The sequence below is a fragment of the Micromonospora sp. WMMD1219 genome (genome assembly GCF_049315215.1).
Classification (GTDB): Bacteria; Actinomycetota; Actinomycetes; order Mycobacteriales; family Micromonosporaceae; genus Micromonospora; species Micromonospora tulbaghiae.
Genome location: NZ_CP186057.1, coordinates 2,211,167 through 2,230,035, shown reverse-complemented (window position 1 = coordinate 2,230,035; position 18,869 = coordinate 2,211,167). Strand labels below are relative to the sequence as shown.

Annotated in this window: 19 protein-coding genes; 11 read left to right on the top strand and 8 right to left on the bottom strand. The window is 74.6% G+C overall.

The window, feature by feature from the left end; all coding sequences use genetic code 11:
* The first annotated feature begins 139 nt into the window (after nucleotides 1-139).
* The 7 genes from ACN27C_RS10670 to ACN27C_RS10640 are packed head-to-tail and all read left to right on the top strand — an operon-like array spanning nucleotide 140 to nucleotide 8,624.
* The gene (locus ACN27C_RS10670; protein ID WP_121686415.1) at nucleotides 140-1,318 is read left to right on the top strand and encodes a hypothetical protein; all 1,179 of its coding nucleotides are present in this window, start codon (nucleotides 140-142) and stop codon (nucleotides 1,316-1,318) included.
* The gene (locus tag ACN27C_RS10665) at nucleotides 1,305-4,160 is read left to right on the top strand and encodes a nitrate- and nitrite sensing domain-containing protein (RefSeq protein ID WP_422751612.1); all 2,856 of its coding nucleotides are present in this window, start codon (nucleotides 1,305-1,307) and stop codon (nucleotides 4,158-4,160) included. Before ACN27C_RS10670 ends, ACN27C_RS10665 begins: the two co-directional genes overlap by 14 nt.
* A complete protein-coding gene (locus ACN27C_RS10660; protein ID WP_013288866.1) occupies nucleotides 4,157-4,621 on the top strand; it encodes a roadblock/LC7 domain-containing protein in 465 nt (154 codons plus the stop codon). Before ACN27C_RS10665 ends, ACN27C_RS10660 begins: the two co-directional genes overlap by 4 nt.
* On the top strand, nucleotides 4,618-5,067 hold the full coding sequence (locus ACN27C_RS10655; RefSeq protein ID WP_120572877.1) for a DUF742 domain-containing protein: 450 nt from the start codon (nucleotides 4,618-4,620) through the stop codon (nucleotides 5,065-5,067). The genes ACN27C_RS10660 and ACN27C_RS10655 overlap by 4 nt, the downstream gene beginning before the upstream one ends.
* Nucleotides 5,045-5,806, top strand: coding sequence for a GTP-binding protein (locus tag ACN27C_RS10650; protein WP_199733027.1), 762 nt, complete (start codon nucleotides 5,045-5,047; stop codon nucleotides 5,804-5,806). The genes ACN27C_RS10655 and ACN27C_RS10650 overlap by 23 nt, the downstream gene beginning before the upstream one ends.
* A gap of 45 nt (nucleotides 5,807-5,851) precedes the next feature.
* Nucleotides 5,852-6,346 (top strand): hypothetical protein, encoded by a 495-nt coding sequence (locus tag ACN27C_RS10645; RefSeq protein WP_422751059.1) that lies wholly within the window; start codon nucleotides 5,852-5,854, stop codon nucleotides 6,344-6,346.
* Between the two features lie 37 nt (nucleotides 6,347-6,383).
* Entirely contained in the window at nucleotides 6,384-8,624 is a 2,241-nt protein-coding gene (locus ACN27C_RS10640; protein WP_422751058.1) for an AAA family ATPase, read from the top strand.
* Between the two features lie 19 nt (nucleotides 8,625-8,643).
* On the opposite strand, the gene ACN27C_RS10635 is transcribed toward ACN27C_RS10640, so the two are convergent.
* The 4 genes from ACN27C_RS10635 to ACN27C_RS10620 form a co-directional block, all read right to left on the bottom strand.
* The gene (locus tag ACN27C_RS10635; protein WP_422751057.1) at nucleotides 8,644-9,675 is read right to left on the bottom strand and encodes an SRPBCC family protein; all 1,032 of its coding nucleotides are present in this window, start codon (nucleotides 9,673-9,675) and stop codon (nucleotides 8,644-8,646) included.
* 3 nt (nucleotides 9,676-9,678) lie between these two features.
* Nucleotides 9,679-10,134 carry a hypothetical protein gene (locus ACN27C_RS10630; RefSeq protein ID WP_422751056.1) on the bottom strand — a complete coding sequence of 152 codons (456 nt, stop codon included), beginning with the start codon at nucleotides 10,132-10,134 and terminating at the stop codon, nucleotides 9,679-9,681.
* Between the two features lie 154 nt (nucleotides 10,135-10,288).
* A complete protein-coding gene (locus ACN27C_RS10625; protein ID WP_223165255.1) occupies nucleotides 10,289-10,798 on the bottom strand; it encodes a GNAT family N-acetyltransferase in 510 nt (169 codons plus the stop codon).
* Nucleotides 10,799-10,948: 150 nt separating this feature from the next.
* Entirely contained in the window at nucleotides 10,949-11,851 is a 903-nt protein-coding gene (locus ACN27C_RS10620) for a hypothetical protein (RefSeq protein ID WP_422751055.1), read from the bottom strand.
* A 151-nt stretch (nucleotides 11,852-12,002) separates the two neighbouring features.
* Between ACN27C_RS10620 and ACN27C_RS10615 the strand changes: the two genes are divergently transcribed.
* On the top strand, nucleotides 12,003-12,215 hold the full coding sequence (locus ACN27C_RS10615) for a hypothetical protein (protein ID WP_120572870.1): 213 nt from the start codon (nucleotides 12,003-12,005) through the stop codon (nucleotides 12,213-12,215).
* 6 nt (nucleotides 12,216-12,221) lie between these two features.
* On the opposite strand, the gene ACN27C_RS10610 is transcribed toward ACN27C_RS10615, so the two are convergent.
* From ACN27C_RS10610 to ACN27C_RS10595, 4 genes are all read right to left on the bottom strand, one after another.
* Nucleotides 12,222-12,677 carry a DUF3263 domain-containing protein gene (locus tag ACN27C_RS10610; protein WP_422751054.1) on the bottom strand — a complete coding sequence of 152 codons (456 nt, stop codon included), beginning with the start codon at nucleotides 12,675-12,677 and terminating at the stop codon, nucleotides 12,222-12,224.
* Nucleotides 12,678-12,813: 136 nt separating this feature from the next.
* Nucleotides 12,814-13,827 carry an ABC transporter permease subunit gene (locus ACN27C_RS10605; protein WP_120572868.1) on the bottom strand — a complete coding sequence of 338 codons (1,014 nt, stop codon included), beginning with the start codon at nucleotides 13,825-13,827 and terminating at the stop codon, nucleotides 12,814-12,816.
* Nucleotides 13,824-14,822: an ATP-binding cassette domain-containing protein gene (locus ACN27C_RS10600; RefSeq protein WP_120572867.1), complete on the bottom strand. Its 999-nt coding sequence runs from the start codon at nucleotides 14,820-14,822 to the stop codon at nucleotides 13,824-13,826. The genes ACN27C_RS10605 and ACN27C_RS10600 overlap by 4 nt, the downstream gene beginning before the upstream one ends.
* 96 nt (nucleotides 14,823-14,918) lie before the next feature.
* The gene (locus ACN27C_RS10595; protein WP_422751053.1) at nucleotides 14,919-15,704 is read right to left on the bottom strand and encodes a DeoR/GlpR family DNA-binding transcription regulator; all 786 of its coding nucleotides are present in this window, start codon (nucleotides 15,702-15,704) and stop codon (nucleotides 14,919-14,921) included.
* A 198-nt stretch (nucleotides 15,705-15,902) separates the two neighbouring features.
* On the opposite strand from ACN27C_RS10595, the gene ACN27C_RS10590 reads away from it, so the two are divergent.
* From ACN27C_RS10590 to nagA, 3 genes are read left to right on the top strand one after another with little or no spacing between them, the layout of a single operon-like run.
* Nucleotides 15,903-16,832 (top strand): SIS domain-containing protein, encoded by a 930-nt coding sequence (locus ACN27C_RS10590; protein WP_422751052.1) that lies wholly within the window; start codon nucleotides 15,903-15,905, stop codon nucleotides 16,830-16,832.
* Entirely contained in the window at nucleotides 16,829-17,761 is a 933-nt protein-coding gene (locus ACN27C_RS10585; protein WP_422751051.1) for an ROK family protein, read from the top strand. Before ACN27C_RS10590 ends, ACN27C_RS10585 begins: the two co-directional genes overlap by 4 nt.
* Entirely contained in the window at nucleotides 17,758-18,867 is a 1,110-nt protein-coding gene (gene nagA, locus ACN27C_RS10580; RefSeq protein ID WP_121683854.1) for an N-acetylglucosamine-6-phosphate deacetylase, read from the top strand. Before ACN27C_RS10585 ends, nagA begins: the two co-directional genes overlap by 4 nt.
* Nucleotides 18,868-18,869: the final 2 nt, after the last annotated feature.

The window sequence follows — 18,869 nt, the reverse complement described above, 5'->3', positions numbered from 1 at the left end:
TGGACTGACGTGAAGCCGACTCATCGGCCGAGGTCCCACCCGCGTCCGGTTCGGCTACTTTTCCGGTCCGGTGCACGGGACTGCGTACGGCGACCTCCCGGGGCACCGATCGCCCCGCCGTCGCCGGAGGAGACACACCATGACAGTCCCCGCGTCGCGGGTCCGTCGGCGGCCCGCCGTACCGGGCCGTACGCTCGCCCTGGTTCTGGTGCTGGCGCTGCTGGCCCCGCTCGGGCTGATCTTCGTCCAGGCCGAACGCGACTTCGCCGACGACCACGACCTGGCGACCCGGGAACGGCTCGGCGTCCGCTACCTGCGCGCCCTCGGGCCGGTCACCGACACGCTGGTGGAGGCCCAGGCCATCGCCGTCGCCGAGGGAGCCGTGTCCCGGGCCTCGCTCGCCGCCGCCATCGAGGGCGTCGCGGAGGTGGACAACGCCGTCGGAGACGAGTTGCGCACCCACGAACGCTGGGCCGGGCTGCGGGCCAAGCTGGAGTCGCTGCCGGACCGCGGAATCGGTGACCCCGAGGCCGCGTACCGGGCCTACGGCGAGGCGTCCGACCTGCTCCTGGCCCTCTACCGCAAGGTACGGGAGAGCTCCGGCCTGATCCGCGACCCGCGCTCCGACTCGTTCTTCCTCCAGGACGGCATCGGCGGCGACCTGCCCACCGCGACGGTGCTGGCCGGACGCCTCGTCGACCTGGCCCGGCTGTCCGCCAAGCGCCCCGCCGCCGAGCGCGCGCGGGTGGGCGCGGAGCTGGCCGAGCTGCGCGTCTCCGCGCTCGGTCCCGCCACCGACCTGGTCGCCGACCTGCGCTCGGCGGTCGACAGCTCGGAGAGCACCGACCTGGGCGCCAACGTGCTCACCCCGCTGGACACGTACCAGCGTTCACTGGAGACGTTCGCGACCTACTCGGCACCCGGCGCCGGCCGGGCCGCGCCGGGCACCGACCAGCTCACCCGCGCCGGGATCAGCGCGCAGAACGCCGCCAAGGAGCTCCGCACGGTCATCCTCGACCAGCTCGACGCGCTGCTCGTGGAACGCCTCGACGCCCTGGAGCGGGACCGGCTGCTGGGCCGGATCGCCGCCGGGGCGGCGGTTCTGCTGATCGCCGGAATCGTCGCGCTGCACGTCGCCGCGCTGCGCCGGGACCGGTCCCGGGCCACCCCGGCACGCCGGGAACCGGCCGAGGCCGCACCGGCGCCCACTGTCCACCCGGAACCACCGCTCACCGCGCCCGGCGCCGACCGCCAGCCGGTCGCTGTGGGGCACGGTGGCGACGCCGACCGGTGGAGGCCGTTCGATGCTGCTCGGTAAATTACGCATCCGGGGCAAGCTCGCCCTGCTGGTGATCATTCCGCTGCTCAGCATGGTCGGACTGGCCGTACCGGTCGTCATCGACCGGGTGACCACCGCCCAGCGGGCCGCCGACACCGCCGAGACCGTCCGCGTCGCCAGCCGGGTCGGCAGCCTGGTCCAGGACCTCCAGCAGGAACGCCTGCTCTCGGTCGGGCTGCTGCTCGGGCGGGTGAGCCGTACCGAGCTGATCCAGAAGTCGGCCACCGTCGACGACCGGGTCGCCGACCTGCGCGCCGAGCCGCTGCCGTCGGCGGTCCGCGAGAGCCTCGACGGGGTACGGCGGCTGGAGGACGTCCGCAACGCCACGCTCGCCGGCCGGGCCACGCCGCAGCAGATCCTGACCGTGTTCGGCGAGGTCGACACCGCCCTGATCGACGCGTTGCGGCTGCCCTTCCAGGTGGACACCGACACCGCGGCCGGACGGCAGGTGCTCGCCCTGGACGCGCTGCTGCGCGTCGACGAGGCACTGAGCTCGTGCACCACCCAGATCGTGCTGGTCAAGGCGACAGGCGATCCGCTGGTGGCCCGGTCGTTCGTGGCGTGCATGGCGGGGCTCAACGTCGACAACCGGCGGTTCCGCAAGCTGATCACGCCCGAGCAGCTGAAGGTGGCCGAGCTGGACGACGCGGCGGTGGCCGCCCGGACCAGCCCGACGTTCCTGGTGGACAGCCTCCGGGACCCGGTCGGCGCGATCGCGCCGGTGCCGCTGGACGTGCTGTTCCCCTCGGCCCGGTCGATGATCACGCTGGGCCAGTTCGTGGAGAAGAAGGTCGTCGCGGACGTCATCGCGGAGACCCGCGCCCGGGAACGGGAGGCCCTGACCGCGGCCTGGCTGGTCAGCCTCGCGGCGACGGCGATCCTGCTCGTCGTGGTGCTGCTGAGCATGACCGTGGCGCGTACGGTGGCCCGGCCGCTGAGCCGGCTCACCCGCTCCGCCGAGCGCGTCGCCCGGGTCACCGAGGCCGAGCTGACCCGGGTCGCCGACGACGAGTCCGAGACCGTCCCCCCGGTACGCCTCGACCCGGTGGAGATCAGCGCCCGGGACGAGATCGGCGACCTGGCCCGCGCGTTCGACCGGGTGCAGCACACCGCCGCCCGGCTGGTCGAGCGGCAGGTCGCCGGGCGGCGCAACGTGGCGCAGATGTTCGGCCACGTCGGCCGCCGTACGCAGAACCTGGTCGGCCGCCAGATCGCGCTCATCGACCGGCTGGAACGGCAGGAGACCGACCCGGGCCGCCTGGAACACCTCTACCGGCTGGACCACATCTCCAGCCGGTTGCGCCGCAACGCGGGCAGCCTGGTGGTGCTCTCCGGCGCCACCGGCTCGGACGGTCACGTGGCGCCGGTCCCGCTGGCCGACGTGGTCCGGCTCGCGCTCGGCGAGATCGAGGACTACACCCGCGTCGACGTGGAGGTCCCGCCCGGCGTGGCGGCGTCCCCCGCCATCGCCGGCGACCTGGTGCTGACGCTCGCCGAGCTGATGGAGAACGCCACCTCGTTCTCGCCGCCGCACACGCGGGTGGTGGTGACCGGTGAGCTGACCGACGGCGGCGCACGGCTGGTCGTGGTCGACCACGGCATCGGCCTGACCGAGGACCGGATGGCCGAGGAGAACGCCCGGTTCACCCGGCGGGAACGCCTCGACCTCGCCCCGACCGAGGTGCTCGGCCTGTTCGTGGTCGGCCGGCTGGCCCGCCGGCACGGCTGGAGCGTCCGGCTGAGCCACACCCCCGGCGGCGGCGTCACCGCCGCCCTGGAGATCCCGGGCGCCTCGCTCGTGATCCGCCGTCCCGAGCCGGTCGGCGTCAGCGCCGGCCGCGCCGCGGTGCCCGGCACCCACGAGCCGGAGCCACCGGCCGTCGACGCGCCGGCCGGCTTCGACGCCGAGTTGCTGACCCGGGCCACGCGCAGCATGTCCAGCGGCGACCCGTGGAACGCCTTCGGCAGCCAGGCCGGCACCGCGGAGACGGACGAGGACGACGATCCGGCCGCCGGCGGTCCGCCGCCGGTCTGGCCGCCGGCGACCCGGCCGTCCGGACCGGCGGCACGTCCCGGGCACGTCACCCCGCCGACACCGGTCGTCGGCCCGGCCCCGGCCGCTCCCCCGGCCGCCGGGCCGGCGACCGGCCCGACCCTGGCGCCGCCGGCCACCCGCCCGGCCCTGGCGCCGTCCACCGGCCCGGCGCTCGCACCGCCGCCCGCCGGCCCGGCCGTCGCCCCGCAGCACGGTCCCGGGCTCGCGCCGCAGCACCGCCCGGCGATCGCGCCGCAGCACGGGCCGGCAGTCGCGCCGCAGCGCGGTGGCACCCGCCCGCCGGCGCCGGCCGGGCCGCCCCCGGCCGTGGCGGCGCCGACCGGACCCAACCCGATCGGCCCGCCCGCCGGGCGGCCCGGTACCCGGTCGCCGATCCGGCAGCGGGTGCCCGGCGCGAACCTGCCGGCCGCGCCGCCGGCACCACCGGCCGGACCGGCCGGACCGGCCACCGGCGGGCCGCTGATCGGCGTGCCGGCGGACCCGTCGAGCGTCCGGGCCCTGGTCGAGGCGTTCCAGGACGGGGTACGGCGAGCCGAGGGCGCGGTCGATCCCACGCCGTCGGCGGCGGAACGGCCCCGGCTCAGCCGCCGGGTGCCCGGCGCGAACCTGTCCGTCGCCCCGGCGCAGTCCGTGCCGCCCACCAGCTCCGACCCCGGCGATCCCGTCGAGGTCCGCAACCGGATCAGCGAGTTCGAGGCGGGCGTCGCCCGTGCTCTGCGCGAAGTCAGTACCGACCGCCGCTACGAAGAGGACCCATCACGGTGACCAGCCCCTTCCTCCACGAGAACGTCGAACAGAGCACCACCGGCGACCTCAGTCCCGAGGCACGCACCTTCAACTGGCTGCTCGACTCGTTCACCTCCAGCACCGCCGGGGTGATGGAGGCGATCGCGGTCTCCTCGGACGGGCTGCTGATGGCCATGTCCGCGATCAAGGACCGGTCCAACGCGGAACGGCTCGCCGCCGTGGTCTCCGGCATGACCAGCCTCGCCGGGGGCGCGGCGAGCTGGTACGCGCTCGGCGCGCTCAACCGGGTGATCGTCGACATGGCCGAGGGCTACCTGCTGATCAGCGCGATCAGCAGCGGCTCGGTGCTCGGCGTCGTCGCCGACCGCACGGCCAACCTGGGCACCGTGGCGTACGAGATGACGCTGTTCGCCGGCCGCGCCGGCGGTGCCCTGAGTCCGCGCCTGATCGCCGAGCTGAAGAACGCCGTACAGCAATGAGCCCAGGGGCCGCCGGCGCGGACCCGGAGCCGGAACCCGGCTTCCGGATCCGCCCCTTCCTGCACGCGTCCGCTCCGGTGCCGGAGCCGGACGCGGGCGACGGGGAGCCGACCGGCCCACGCCCCTTCGTGCTGACGTCCGGACGGGTGGACGGCGACCCGGCGATCGGCCTGGAGACCCAGGTAACCGCTCGTCCGGGCAGCACCTCGTGGGCGGTGACCGCCCGGTTGGCCCCGGAGCTGGCGGCGATCGTCGCGATCTGCGCCGAGCCCGTCTCGGTGGCCGAGATCTCCGCCCGGACCCGGATGCACTTCGGGGTGACCCGGGTGCTGGTCGGCGACCTGCGGGCCGCCGGCCATCTCGACGTGCACGTCGCGGACGTCGACGACGCCCTCGATCCCGACATCATCCTGCGAGTGATTGATGGACTTCGTGCGATCTCCTGAATGGCCGGCGGCCGCCACGGGCGGGCCGTCCGCCAACAGCGCCCCGAGCCGCTACGGCGGCCCGGCGCCGCTGATCGGCCGGGCCACGCCGCCCCCGCCCACCCCGCCGCTGCCGTACCTGCCGCCCGGTGTGCCGCCGGCCGAACCGGCCCCGATCGTCAGCCGGGTGCCGGCGCCCCGGCCGCCGATCCCGGTCAAGATCCTCATCGCCGGCGGGTTCGGGGTCGGCAAGACCACCACCGTCGGCGCGATCTCCGAGATCGCTCCGCTGACCACCGAGGCGGAGATGACCACCGCCGGCATCGGCATCGACGACCCGGGCGGGGTCGCCGGCAAGACCACCACCACCGTCGCCATGGACTTCGGCTGCGTGACCATCGACCGCAGCCTGAAGCTCTACCTCTTCGGTACGCCCGGACAGGCGCGCTTCGGGTTCATGTGGGACGACCTGGCCCGGGGCGCGCTCGGCGCGCTCGTGGTGGTGGACAGCGCCCGGCTCGACGACTGCTACCCGGCGATCGACTTCTTCGAGCGGTCCGGGCTGCCGTTTGCGGTGGGCGTCAACGCCTTCGACGGCCGGCTGGCCCTGGACCTGCCGTCGATCCGCTGGGCACTGGCGATCGGTGAGCACGTGCCGCTGGTGCAGTTCGACGCCCGGGACCGCCTCTCGGTACGGGACGCCCTGCTCGTCGTCCTGGACCGCGCGCTGGACCGGGCCACCCGATCCCGGGCAGGCTGAACCGGCAGTCGTTTCGATCCGTTGTCCGGCGAAGGGGTGGACGCCATGAGGGGTGATCTGGACGAGACACTGGCCCGGATGGCGCGGCGCGAGGAGGCGCTGCGCCGCCGGGCGCCGATGCCCGGGGAGCCGGCCGGGGCGACCGGGCGGGACGTACCCGAGGAGGCGGCGGACGAGCCGGGCGACGGGCGGGCGGGGCACGGCGCGTACCGGCTGCGCGGTGGCGAGGCGCCGGTGCGGCGTGACCCGGTCGAGGAGGTCGCCGAGGCGGTCCGGCGGGTGGTGGCCGAGCACCCCGGGCTGGCCGTGACGCTGCGCGTGGAACTGGGCGAGCAGGCGTACCCGCTGCGGGTCTCCTGGTCCGGCACGGCGGTGACGGTGGGCCCGGCGGCGCCGCCCGCGCCGCCGCCGGCGTGGCCCATGTCGGTGAAGACGGTGCCCGCGCCCGGCCACGACCCGCTGGAGTCCGACCCGGCGGCCCGGCTGGCCGAGATGATCCGGCGCGACCCCTCGCTGCTGGACGACCCGGGTCCGCGCTGACCCGCCACCCGATGATCGGGGCGGCTACTGTCGGCGGGTGGCCGAACCCGACCTGACCCTGACCGCGACGCTGCGGCCGGCCGCGCTCGACGCCCGGCGCGGCGTGGTGCGCCTGCATCCCGAGGTGCTCACCGCGTTGGCGCTGCGCCCCGGCGACCCGGTACGCCTGACCGGCCGCCGGGTCACCGCCGGCATCGCGGCCGCCGCCGAGCCGAGCACCAGCGGCGCCCTGCTGCACGCCGACGACCTGCTGCTGGGCAACCTCGGCCTGCGGGCCGGCGGCCAGGTCACGGTGAGCCCGCTGCCCGCGACCCCGGCACGCCGGCTCACCCTGTCCGGCCCGGCCGCAGTGGTCGCCGCGGTCCCGCCGGAGATGCTGCGGCTCGCGCTGCTGGGCAAGGTGGTCACCGCCGGGGACGACGTCTCGCTGCTGCCGCAGGACGTGCTGCCGGACGCCGCCGTGCGCGGCCTGATCGAGGCCGCGCGGCGCAGCCTGGCCAGTTCCGTCGGGTACGCCTGGACGAGCACGCTGCTCACCGTCGTGTCGACCGAACCGGCGGTCGGCGCGCTCGTCACCATGGACACGGTCGTGGGCTGGGAACACGGCGCCGCCACCCGCGGCTCCGGCCCGGCGTCCTCGGCCTCCACCGCGCGGGTCTCCGCCCCCGCCGCCCCGGCCGGGACGGAACCCGACGCGGACCTGCTCGGCCCGGAGGACGCGCCCGACGTGGACGAACTGCCCGGCCTGCGCGCCCAGGCCGAGGAGCTGACCGAACTGCTTGACCTGGGCTTCCACCACCGCGAGGTGCTGGGCCGGCTCGGCACCACCGTCTCGCTCGGCGTGCTGGTGGAGGGTCCGGCCGGCTCGGGCAAGTCCGCGCTGGTGCGTGCCGTGGCCGCCCGGGTCGGCGCGGGCGTCCGGCCGCTGTGGGCACCGGAACTGGCCGCGCTCAGCAACGACGCGGCGGCCCGCCGGCTGCGCGAGGCGGCCTCGGCGGTACGCGCCGGTGGTCCCGCCGTGCTGCTGGTCACCGACGTGGAGTCGATCGCCCCGGCCGACGAGCCGGGCCCGCTGGCCACCGTGTTCCGGCAGGTGGTCGCCGAGACGCTGCGAGCAGGCGCCGCTGTGGTGTGCACCAGCGGGCGCCCCGAGGCGGTCGACCCGGCGCTGCGCGGCCCGGACCTGCTCGCGCTGCGGATCACCGTGCCGCTGCCCGACGCGGCGCTGCGCCGGGAGCAGTTGACGGTGCTGACCCGCGAGGTGCCGCTCGCAGGTGACGTCCGGCTGGACGAGGTGGCCGCCCGTACCCCCGGGTTCGTCGCGGCGGACCTGGCGGCGCTGGTACGCGAGGCCGGGGTGCGCGCGGCGCTGCGGCAGAAGACGGTGGAGACGCCGACGGTGGCGATGGCCGACTTCACCGCCGCGCTGGAGGTGGTCCGGCCGACCACGATGTCCGCGTCCACGCTGGAGCTGGCGTCGGTGACGCTGGACGACGTGGGCGGGCTGCACGAGGTCAAGCAGACGCTCACCGAGTCGGTGCTCTGGCCGCTCACCTATCCGGACACGTTCGCCCGGCTGGGCGTGACACCGCCGCGCGGCGTGCTGCTCTACGGTCCGCCCGGCTGCGGCAAGACCTACCTGGTGACCGCGCTGGCCGGTACCGGGCGGGCGAACGTGCTGTCGGTGAAGGGCGCGGAGCTGCTCTCGAAGTGGGTGGGTGAGAGCGAGCGGGCGGTCCGGGAGCTGTTCCGCCGCGCCCGCCAGGCCGCGCCCACGCTCGTCTTCCTGGACGAGGTGGACGCGCTGGCCCCGGTACGCGGGCAGGCCACCGACGGCGGTACCACCGACCGGGTGGTGGCGGCGCTGCTGACCGAGCTGGACGGCGTGGAGGCGCTGCGCAACGTGGTGGTGGTCGGCGCGACCAACCGTCCCGAGTTGGTCGACCCGGCGCTGCTGCGTCCCGGCCGGCTGGAACGGCTGGTCTACGTGCCGCCGCCGGACGGTCCGGCCCGCGCGGAGATCCTCCGCGCGTCCGCCCGGGACGTCCCGCTCGCGCCGGACGTGGACCTCGACGCGCTCGGCGCCGAGCTGGACGGCTTCTCCGCCGCCGACTGCGCCGCGCTGATCCGGGAGGCGGCGCTGGCCACCATGCGGGAGTCGCTGGAGGCGAGCACCGTGACCGCCGCGCACGTCGAGGCGGCCCGCACCCGCGTCCGTCCCTCCCTGGACCCGGTGCAGCTCGCGCACCTGGAGTCGTACGCCACCGGCCGGCCCTGACGAACCGGCCCGCCTCCGGTCAGCTCTCGCCGCGGCGGCGGGCGGCCGGGCGGCGGGGACGCTCCGGGACGCGGCGGCGCCGCTCGGGTTCGCGCTGCCCGCGTGCCGGACGGCGGGAGCGCTCCGGCGCGGTCAGGACCGGCTCGTCGGCGTACTCGTCGTCGTCGAAGTCCTCGCCCTCGTCGTAGGCGGCGTACTCGTCGTCCTCCGGCCCGGCGTCGCCCCGCTCCTCCCGGAGCGCGGTCTCGTGGTCCTTGACGACCTGGGAGTCTTCGATCTCGCCGCGCCAGCCCTCGACGGAGTCCGGGTCGAGCACGGTCTCGGTCATCACGTGCCGGACGAAGTGCTTCAGCTCCAACCGCACGCGGCGGCCCTGGGCCCGCCACAGGTTGCCGGTGTGCTCGAAGAAGCCCTGCGGGTGGTACTCCAGCACCACCAGGATCTTCGTCAGTTCCGGGCCGACCTCGTGGAAGCTGACCGTGCCGTCGACGGAGCCCTTCTCGCCCTTGGACCGCCAGTGGATCAGCCGGTCCGGCATCTGCCGGACGATCGTCGACTCCCAGGTGCGGTGCGACCAGAGGACCTGCGCCTTCCAGGTCATCTTCTCGTCGGCGTCGCAGTCGGCCTGCTCGACCTTCTTCATGAAGCTCGGGAAGTCACCGAACGTCGTCCACTGGTTGTAGGCGACCCGGACCGGCACGCCGACCTCGATGGTCTCGACGATGTTGGTGACCTTGAGCTTCTTGCCCCCGCCCTTGCCGCCCTTGCCGCCGCCGAACACCGACATCACCTTCTCCTTACCGCCGGCGAGGCCGGCATGGAACATCGCCTTCAGCGGGGAGTCGCCGTCCGCGAGCTTCTGCGCCCCGGTGGCCGCGGCGACCAGGCCGGGCCCGCCGCCCTGCTTGGCGTACTCACTGAGCCGACCGGTGGCGCCGGTGACCCGCTCGGTGACCGCCTCCACGGCCCGCTCCCCGATCGCGGAGGCGAGATTGCGCAGCTCGCCACCGATCTGGTCGCGGGCTCGGTCGGCCAGGCTGCTCGTCGCCACGGCTCACCGCCCCCGATCGGCTCGGGCCGGCACCGGCGCGCCGGGCTGGTCGTCCAGCTCCTGCTCCTCGTCGGGCGCGGAGCGCTCGGCCTTCGGCGCGGAGCGCGACCCGTCCGGCGCGGAGCGCTCGGCATCCGGCCGGCCCGCGCCACTCCTGCGGCGCAACGCGTCGGCACCGCCGCGCAGTCGTCCGCCGATGGCGTCGATGCCGTTGCCGGCGGCTGCGGTCGCGGCCGCCCGCCCGGCCGCCACCAGCGGCGGGCCCAGCCCACCGAGGTTGCGCAGCTGCGGGTTCGCGGCCATCAGGTCCACGCCGAGCTGCTTCAGACCGCCCGGGCGCCGGCTGGCCCGCCCGGCGGCGACCGCCGCGGCGAGCGTCAGCGCGGTACGCATCTTCTTCCGGCGACCCAGCAGATAGCCGAAACCGACTGCCAACGCCACCCGTGATCCGCTTTTCATCCGCTCTCCTTCGCGCCCTCCGGGAGGCGGACATCGCGTCCCGGAGAGGCGGGCAGTACCCGTCACCCCATCGGCAAAACATTTCCGCAGGAGCGCGAAACCACCCATCAAGGCGGCACTGAGCAGGAGAAACGTAAACGGTGAGCGAGGAGCCTCAGCGGATCGGAAGTGCCGAATCCAGGCTCATCCGGGCGTGCAGGCTTCCGTCTTCCTCACGCAATTCCGCACCGCATTTACGCAGCACCGAGATCGCACCCGCATTGTCCGGAGTGGTTTTCGCGACCACTGTGTGCATCCCGGCCGCCGCGGCGGCGTTCAGCAACTGCCGCAGCGCGGCGGCGCCCAGGCCCCGGCCCCGCGCCGACCGGCCCAGCCACATGCCGGTCTCCACCGTCCCCGGCTCGTCCCGGCGGGTCATCCGCACCATGCCGACCACCTCACCGCCGGAGACGATCGCGTACATGGCCGTGCGGGTCGGGCCGTTCAGCCCGCCGAGGCTGGCGCGGTGGAACTCGCGGAACGCGTCGCGGCGGGCCAGCGACCAGCCCGCGGGGGCGTCCACCGGAGGCATCACGTCCTCCGGCTCCGCCTCGGCCGCCGCTACGGAGAGCAACGGTTCCAGGTTCCGTTCGTCCACCGGCTCCAGCCGTACAGCACCCGTCACGTCGCGCAGTCTGCCGCGCGTGGTCCGGGTCGTCCACCCCTTTGGGGAGGGATTGCCGCTATGGCCGACCGCCTCGTCCGGTCGTACCCCCGGGGTGTTCCCGCCTCACGCTGCGTTGTCATCCGACCGGTCGTTCCGGCGTGAGCGTGGTCACGCCGAGGGGTCGAACTCGCAGAGCACGGCTGAGGCGTCGTCGGTGCGCTTGTGCCGCCGCAGCCGGTCCGGGTGGTCCCGCTCGGCCGCGCGGACCCGGCCGATCAGCCCTTCCGGGCCCTCCACGGACAGCACCTCCAGCAGCCCGGCCCAGTCGAACAGGCCGAACTGGTCGACCGCGCAGGAGGCGCCGTCGCTGAGCAGCGCGGCCCGGCGCAGCGCCCCCGGACCGCGCAGCGGAAGCGTCCCGGTCAGCGCGTGGTACGCCGCGTCCGGGTCGCTCGCCGCCGCCCAGTAGCCGTGAGTGCGGTTCATCCGGGTCCGCTGCACAGTCGTCGCGCGCCGGAACCGGGTCACCGGGTCGGTCTCGCCGTCCGGCAGCGCTGCGGCGCTGCGGCGCAGGTCCGCCACCGCGTCCGCCAGCCGGTCGTCGGTCACCACCTCCATCCCGCGGTCGGTGTCGAGCACCAGCGGGCTGTCGCAGAGCACCAGGTAGTCGACCCGGTCACCGCTGTGCCGCAGCAGGCAGACCGTGGACGACGGGGTGCCGGGATGGTCGAGGTCGCACGTCCCGCCGTGGTCGGCCCGTACCGCGAGGACGGCCGCCGCGAGGCTGCTCATCAGCGTGGCCGCGGGGCGGGCCGCGATCGCCAGGCCGATCCGGGCGGCCAGGTGCCGGACGTACCAGGCGGGACCGTGGGTGCAGCCGGTGTCGAAGCCGTCGGGCACCGTCGCGCCGTCGAGGACGCCGACGAGCGGGCCGAACCGGAAGACCACGTCCTCGTTCTCCGACCGCTCGGGCGCCGGGTCGGAGGCGGAACGCACCCGCATCACCGGCGCCTCCGCGACCGGACGGGCCGGCCTGCTGCCGATCGCGTACCGGCGGTCTGGTGCCCCCATCGTCGGCCTCCGTTCGTCGTCGCCGGCCGCCTACCCGGCCCGCGCCCGGTCATCCGCGGCCGACCCGATCGAGGTAACCGTGCGTCATCTTCTCCGGACCTTCGGTAGCGTCGGACGCGACCGGGTCGGTCCCGGCGACAGGGGGTTCGAGATGTTGGAGCGGTTGCACGAAGGCGGCATCCGGGCGGAGCACGCCTACCTCGCCGGGTTCGTCAGCATCGGCCTCTCGGTCACCAGCTGGTTCCTCTCCAAGCACATGGAGCGCGCCGGGGTGGCGCGGGCGGACCGCTGGGGCATCTTCATCGGCGAGTGGGCGCCGACGTTCTTCGCCATCGGCAACGGGCTGCGCACGTACGAGAGGTGACGCCGGTCAGCGGCGCCGGTTACGGGCACGCGACGAGCGCAGCCGGCGCAGCCGGCCGATCAGCACCGGCTCGGCGGCGAGTGCGGCCGGCTGGTCGAGCAGGGCGTTGAGCAGCTGGTAGTAGCGGGTGGCGGAGAGCCCGAACGTGTCCCGGATGGCCTGCTCCTTGGCGCCGGCGTGCTTCCACCACTGCGCCTCGAACGCGAGGATCCGCCGCTCCCGCTCGGTGAGGCCGTCGTCCGGCGCGCCGGACGGCGCCGGGGCGGACGCCGTACCACCGGACGGGGCGACGTCGTCGAGGGACGTGCTGTCGTCGACGGGCGCGGACCGGTCCGGCGGCGTGGACTCGACCGGGGGCGCGGTGCGTGGCGGCGGGACGGCACCCGCCTGGCGCGTGCCCGCTGTCGGCCCCGGCGGGTCGGGCCGGTCGACGGCGGCCCGCTGCGAGGCGTCGGCGGACATGGCGCTCCTCTCCGACGGCGGGTGACCGGCACGCGGAGCGCGCCGGCCGGGGGAGCCCCAGCGTAACCAGGGCCGCCCCCGGCCGCATCGGACGCGGGGTCCGCACCGCCGGGGGGAGCCGGCGGCGCGGACCAGGTCAGGCGATGTCCCGCCGCCGCATCGTCCAGAACGCGGCCACGAGCGCACCCACCAGGGCCACGCCGAACACCACCGCCGACTGCTGCCAGGTGACCATGTACGTGGCCGGCTCGCAGGCGCCCTGGGAGAACTGGCAGGTGTCGTAGTCGAACAGCTCCGCCTGCTTCAGGAACCACGACTGGGCGTACGTGGAGAGCACGTACCGGTCACCGAACTGGACGCCGAGCACGGCTACCGCGATCCGGATGCCGATCTCGCTCACCGCGAAGATCCCCACCGCCGCGCCGAGGGCCATCGCCGTGTGCCGGCCCAGCGAGGCCAGCGCGAACCCGATCGCCGCCACGAGCAGCGTCATGCCCAGCGCGCGCAGCCCGTCCAGCCCGATCGACTGCCACACTCCGGCGGTCATCTTCGCGGTGCTGCCGCGCTGGCTGGCGATCAGCCAGAACGCCGCCGTCCAGAGGGCGCCGAGCACCACGGTCAGGCCAAAAACCGTGGTGAGCAGGGCGGCCAGCTTCGTACCCAGCACGGTGAGCCGTTTCGGCCGCCAGAGCAGCAGGTTCATCATCCCGCCGGTGTTCCACTCGGCGCCCACGAAGGAGGCGCCGACGATGAAGCCGAACAACGCCACGGAGGCGGCGAACACGGCGATGAACAGGGGGAACTCGGCCCGGAAGTCGAACTGGTACGGCAGGTACCACTTCGCCTCGAACATGTCGGGCTGCGGCTGGTAGTCCTTGCCGCAGTTCGGGCCGTACCGTTCCTCGGTCTTCTCGCCGCGCGCCTGGGCCGCCTCACACTCGGCGATGGTGCGCTTCCACTCCGTCATCGCGGTCTGGTAGTCGTTGTTCGCCTTGGCCTCGGCCTCGGCCACCGCGGCGGGCGACAGCTTCTCGCTGGAGAAGCTGAACGCGGTCGCGACTGTGGCCAGGCCGACCACCAGCAGCACGAGCATCAGCCGGGTCACCCGGCGCTTGCCGAGCCGGCGCAGCTCGGTGACGAACAGGCTCATGCGCCCCAACCTCCTGCGGTGCCGGTCTGGTCGACCTTGGCGGACTGATCGACCTGACGGTGCTGGCCGGGGACCGGCGCGGTGGCGGTCAGTTCGAGGAAGACGCTCTCCAGGTCGACCGCGACCGGGGTGAGCTCGCTGACGTAGAGGCCCTGCTCGGCGAGGAGCCGGCTGACGGTGGCCGGTTTGTCCACACCGGACAGCACCAGGTGGTCGGGCTCGGTGGCGACACGGACCCCGGCGCGGGTGAGCGCGTCGGCGGCCTGGGGCAGGTCGCTGACCGCCTCCAGGCGGACCCGCACGGAGGCCTGGGAGTGGGCCGCGAGCACCTGCTCGACCGGCCCGAACGCGACCCGGCGGCCGAGCGAGATGATGGTGACCGAGTCGCAGATGAGCTGGATCTCGCCCAGGATGTGGCTGGAGAGCACCACTGTCATGCCGTTCTCGGACAGGTCCCGCATCAGCCCGCGCATCTCCCGGATGCCGCCCGGGTCGAGGCCGTTCGCCGGCTCGTCGAGGATCAGCAGCTTGGGGTTCTTGAGCAGCGCGGAGGCCACAGCGAGGCGCTGCTTCATGCCGAGCGAGTAGGTCTTCACCCGCTCGCCGGCCCGGTCGCGCAGCCCGACCAGCTCCAGCACCTCGTCCACGCGCTGCTTGGGCAGCTCACCGGCCTGGGCCAGCAGGCCCAGCGTGTCCCGCGCGGAGAAGTGCGGGAAGAACTGCGGACTCTCCACGATGGCGCCGACCTGCCCGGCGACCGCCGGCAGGGCGTGCGGCAGCTCCTGGCCGAGGATGGCCATCCGGCCGCCGTTGGGCCGGATCAGGCCGAGCAGCGTACGCAGCGTGGTGGTCTTGCCCGAGCCGTTCGGGCCGAGGAAGCCGTGCACCTGGCCGGCCTCGACTCGCATGTCGAAGCCGTCGAGCGCGTGGCGGACCCCGCGTTTCCGGCTCCGGTACGTCTTGCGGAGACCTTCGATCTCCAGGACAGCCGACACAGCTGACCTCCCCCGATAAGTAGGCGTCAGCGACACCATACGCGGTATGCACCCGAAGGCAATACCCGGTATGCAGTGTCGGCGTGTCGGGTTAGGTCAGGCGCAGACGACGTGCACGCCCGCGTCGCGGAACGCCGCCACCACGTCGGGGGACGCGCCGGAGTCGGTCACCAGCGTCTTGACCCGGTCCACCGGGCAGATCCGGGCGAACGCGTGCCCGCCGAGCTTGGAGGAGTCAGCTATCACGACGACCCGCTTGGCCCGCGCGACCATGAGGCTGTTCATGGCCGCCTCGCCCTCGTGGTGGGCGGCGGCGCCGAGCTGCGGGTCGATCGCGTCCACGCCGAGCAGCGCGACGTCCAGCGTGACCTCGCGCAGCAGCGCCCCGCCGAGCGGGCCGACCAGCTCGAACGACTTCGGCCGGACCACGCCGCCGGCCACCACCACCTTCATCCGCGAGCGCACCAGCAGCTCGTTGGCGATGTTCAGCGCGTTGGTGACCACCGTGAGCTGGGCGCCCTCGGCGCTCGTGTTGAGATCGGGGCGGACCGCGAGCGCCCGCGCCACCTCGGTGCTCGTGGTGCCGCCGTTGAGACCGACGACGGTGCCCGGCGACACGAGCGCGGCGGCCGCCGCGCCGATCCGCTGCTTCTCGGCCGAGTGCTTCGCGGTCTTGTAGCGCAGCGGCAGGTCGTAGGAGACGCCGTTGGCGACCGCGCCACCCCGGGTACGGGTGATCATCTGCTGCTGGGCCAGCTGGTCGAAGTCGCGGCGGATGGTGGCCTGGGAGACGTCGAGCCGCTCGGCCGCCTCCTCGACGGTGACCCGCCCGCTGTCGGTCAGCATCTCCAGCAGCGCGTTCCAGCGCGCGTAGCGGTCCACCGCGGGGCCCTCCCCAGACTGTGCGTGAACGGTGATCGGTTGCGTGCACACTAGTGCGCGAAACTGGGTCCGCGCAAAACCCTGCGCTGCGCGAACTGGGAGACGGTTGCCACGACCACCCCACTTCGCGCAGAATGACGCGCGAAAGGCGGCCGTATCGCGCCGTATTGCGCAAGGTCTCCCCGGCGAGGAGTTGTCATGGCGTACGTGCACGCGGAGATCGCGAGCCAGCCCGACTGCTGGCGGGAGGCGGCGCGACTCGCCCCGACCGTCGCCGCGCACCTGCCGCGCCCCGGCGAGCGGGTCGCCGTGGTCGGTTGCGGCACGTCGTGGTTCATGGTCACGGCGTACGCCGGGCTGCGCGAGGCCGCCGGCCAGGGCGAGACCGACGCGTTCCAGGCCAGCGAGTTCCCGGCCGGCCGCCGGTACGACCGGCTCATCGCGATCACCCGCTCCGGCACCACCACCGAGGTGCTCGACCTGCTCAGCGCGCTGCGCGGGCGGATCCCCACCACGGTCCTGGTCGGCGACCCGGACTCGGCCGCCGTCACGCTCGCCGACGCCACAGTCGCGCTGCCCTTCGCCGACGAGCGGTCGGTGGTGCAGACCCGCTTCGCCACCACCGCGCTCGCGCTGCTGCGTGCCCACCTCGGCGAGGACCTCGGCCGCCTGGCCGCCGACGCTGAGGTGGCCGTACGCGCCCCGCTGCCGATCGACCCGGCCGGCATCGAGCAGGTCACCTTCCTCGGCCGCGGCTGGACCGTCGGGCTGGCCCAGGAGGCCGCGCTGAAGTGCCGCGAGGCGGCCACGTTCTGGGCCGAGGCGTACCCGGCCATGGACTACCGGCACGGCCCGATCTCGGTCGCCGCGCCCGGCCGGCTGGTCTGGGCGCTCGGCGAGATCCCGGACGGCCTGCCCGAGGACGTGGCCGCGACCGGCGCCGCGTTCTTGCACAGCCGCACGCACGGCTGGCGCACGGTGCTGACGAGCTGGTCGGCCGGCCGCAACCCGGTCGACCCGATGGCCGACCTGATCCTGGCCCAGCGCTTCGCGGTCGCGCTCGCCACGAGCCGCGGCCTCGACCCGGACGCGCCCCGGCACCTGACTCGGTCCGTGGTACTGGCGTGAGCCGCGGCGACGAGGTCGTCGTCGCGCTGGACGTGGGCGGCACCGGGATGAAGTGCGCCCTGGTCCGGCCGGACGGCACGACAGTGCACACCGAACGGCACGCCACCGGCGCGCAGCGCGGCCCGGAGGCAGTGGTAGGCACGATCCTCGACGTGGCCGAAGGGCTGGCCGGCAAGGCCCGCGCCGACGGCCGTACGCCGGTGGCCTGCGGCATCGCCGTTCCCGGTGTGGTCGACGAGGCGCGCGGCGTGGCGGTCTGGTCGGCGAACGTGGGCTTCCGGGACGTACCCCTGCGGGAGCTGGCGGGCACGCGGCTGGGACTGCCCGCGGCGCTCGGGCACGACGTGCGTGCCGGCGGCCTGGCCGAGGCGCGGCTCGGGGCCGGGCGGGACGCCGGCCACGTCCTGTTCGTCGCGATCGGCACCGGCATCGCCGCCTCACACGTGGTCGACGGGTCGGCCGCCACCGGCGCGCACGGCGCCGCCGGGGAGATCGGCCACATCCTGGTACGTCCCGGCGGCCCGCGCTGCGGGTGCGGGCGGACCGGCTGCCTGGAGGCGGTGTCGTCGGCCTCGGCGATCGGGCGCCGGTACGCGGAGCTGTCCGGCGCGCCCACCACAGCCGCCGAGGTGGCCGACCGGGCGGCCGCCGGTGAACCGCTCGCCGTGGAGGTGTGGCAGGAGGCGGTCGAGGCGCTCGCCGACGGACTCGCCACCGGGCAGGCGCTCTACGATGTGTCGACGGTGGTGCTCGGCGGCGGGCTGGCCCAGGCCGGTCCCCGGCTGTTCGACCCGCTGCGGACGGCGTTGCGCGAGCGGCTGACGTTCCACCGCGAGCCGCGCCTGGTCGCGGCCGACCTCGGTGACGAGGCCGGCTGCCTGGGCGCCGCCCTGCTGGCCCTGGACACCCTGGCGAAGGAGAGTCGATGACCCGGCGCGTGACCGGCAAGGTGGTGACCCCGACCGGCGTCATCCGGCAGGGTTGCGTGGAGATCGCGGACGGGCGGATCACCGCTGTCGCCGAGTATCCGTCGGTGCGTGACGGGCACTGGATCGTGCCGGGCTTCGTGGACATGCACACCCACGGCGGCGGCGGGCACACGTTCACCACGGGCGACCCGGAGTCGGCGCGGCAGGCCGCCGCGTTCCACACCGGGCACGGCACCACCACGCTGCTGGCGAGTCTGGTGAGTTCCCCGTTCGAGCTGATGCGCGACGCCACCGCCGCCTACCGCCCGCTGGTGGAGTCCGGAGTGCTCGCCGGCGTCCACTTCGAGGGCCCGTACCTGTCCGCCGACCGCTGCGGCGCGCAGAATCCGGAGTTCCTGCGCGACCCGTCGACCGCCGAGCTGACCGAGCTGATCGAGCTGGGCGGCGGCGCCGTCCGCATGGTCACCATCGCTCCCGAGCGGGACGGCGCCACCAAGGCGATCGAGCTGCTGGTGTCGCACGGCGTGGTCGCGGCGGTCGGGCACACCGACGCCACCTGGGAGCAGACCCGGGCGGCGGTGGCCGCGGGCGCGAGCGTCGGCACCCACCTGTTCAACGGGATGCGCCCGGTGCACCACCGCGAGCCCGGCCCGGTGGTGGCGCTGCTGGAGGCCCCGAACGTGGTGTGCGAGCTGGTCGCCGACGGGGTGCACCTGCACGACGGCATGCTCGGCTTCGCCACCTCGGTGGCCGGCCCGGAGCGGACCGCGCTGATCACCGACGCGATGGCCGCCGCCGGGATGCCCGACGGCGAGTACGAGCTGGGCGGCCAGGCGGTCACCGTGTCCGACGGGGAGGCCCGGCTCAGCCACAACGGCGCGATCGCCGGCAGCACGCTCACCATGGACGCGGCGCTGCGCCACGCGGTCGGCGCGGGCGTGGCCCTGCCGGACGCCTGCCGGATGGTCGCCACCACCCCGGCCCGCGCGATCGGTCTGGGCGACCGGGTGGGCGCGCTCATCGCCGGGCTGCGCGCCGACCTGGTGATGCTGGACGACGACCTGAACGTGGTACGGGTGATGCGCGGCGGCGACTGGGTGGAGTGATC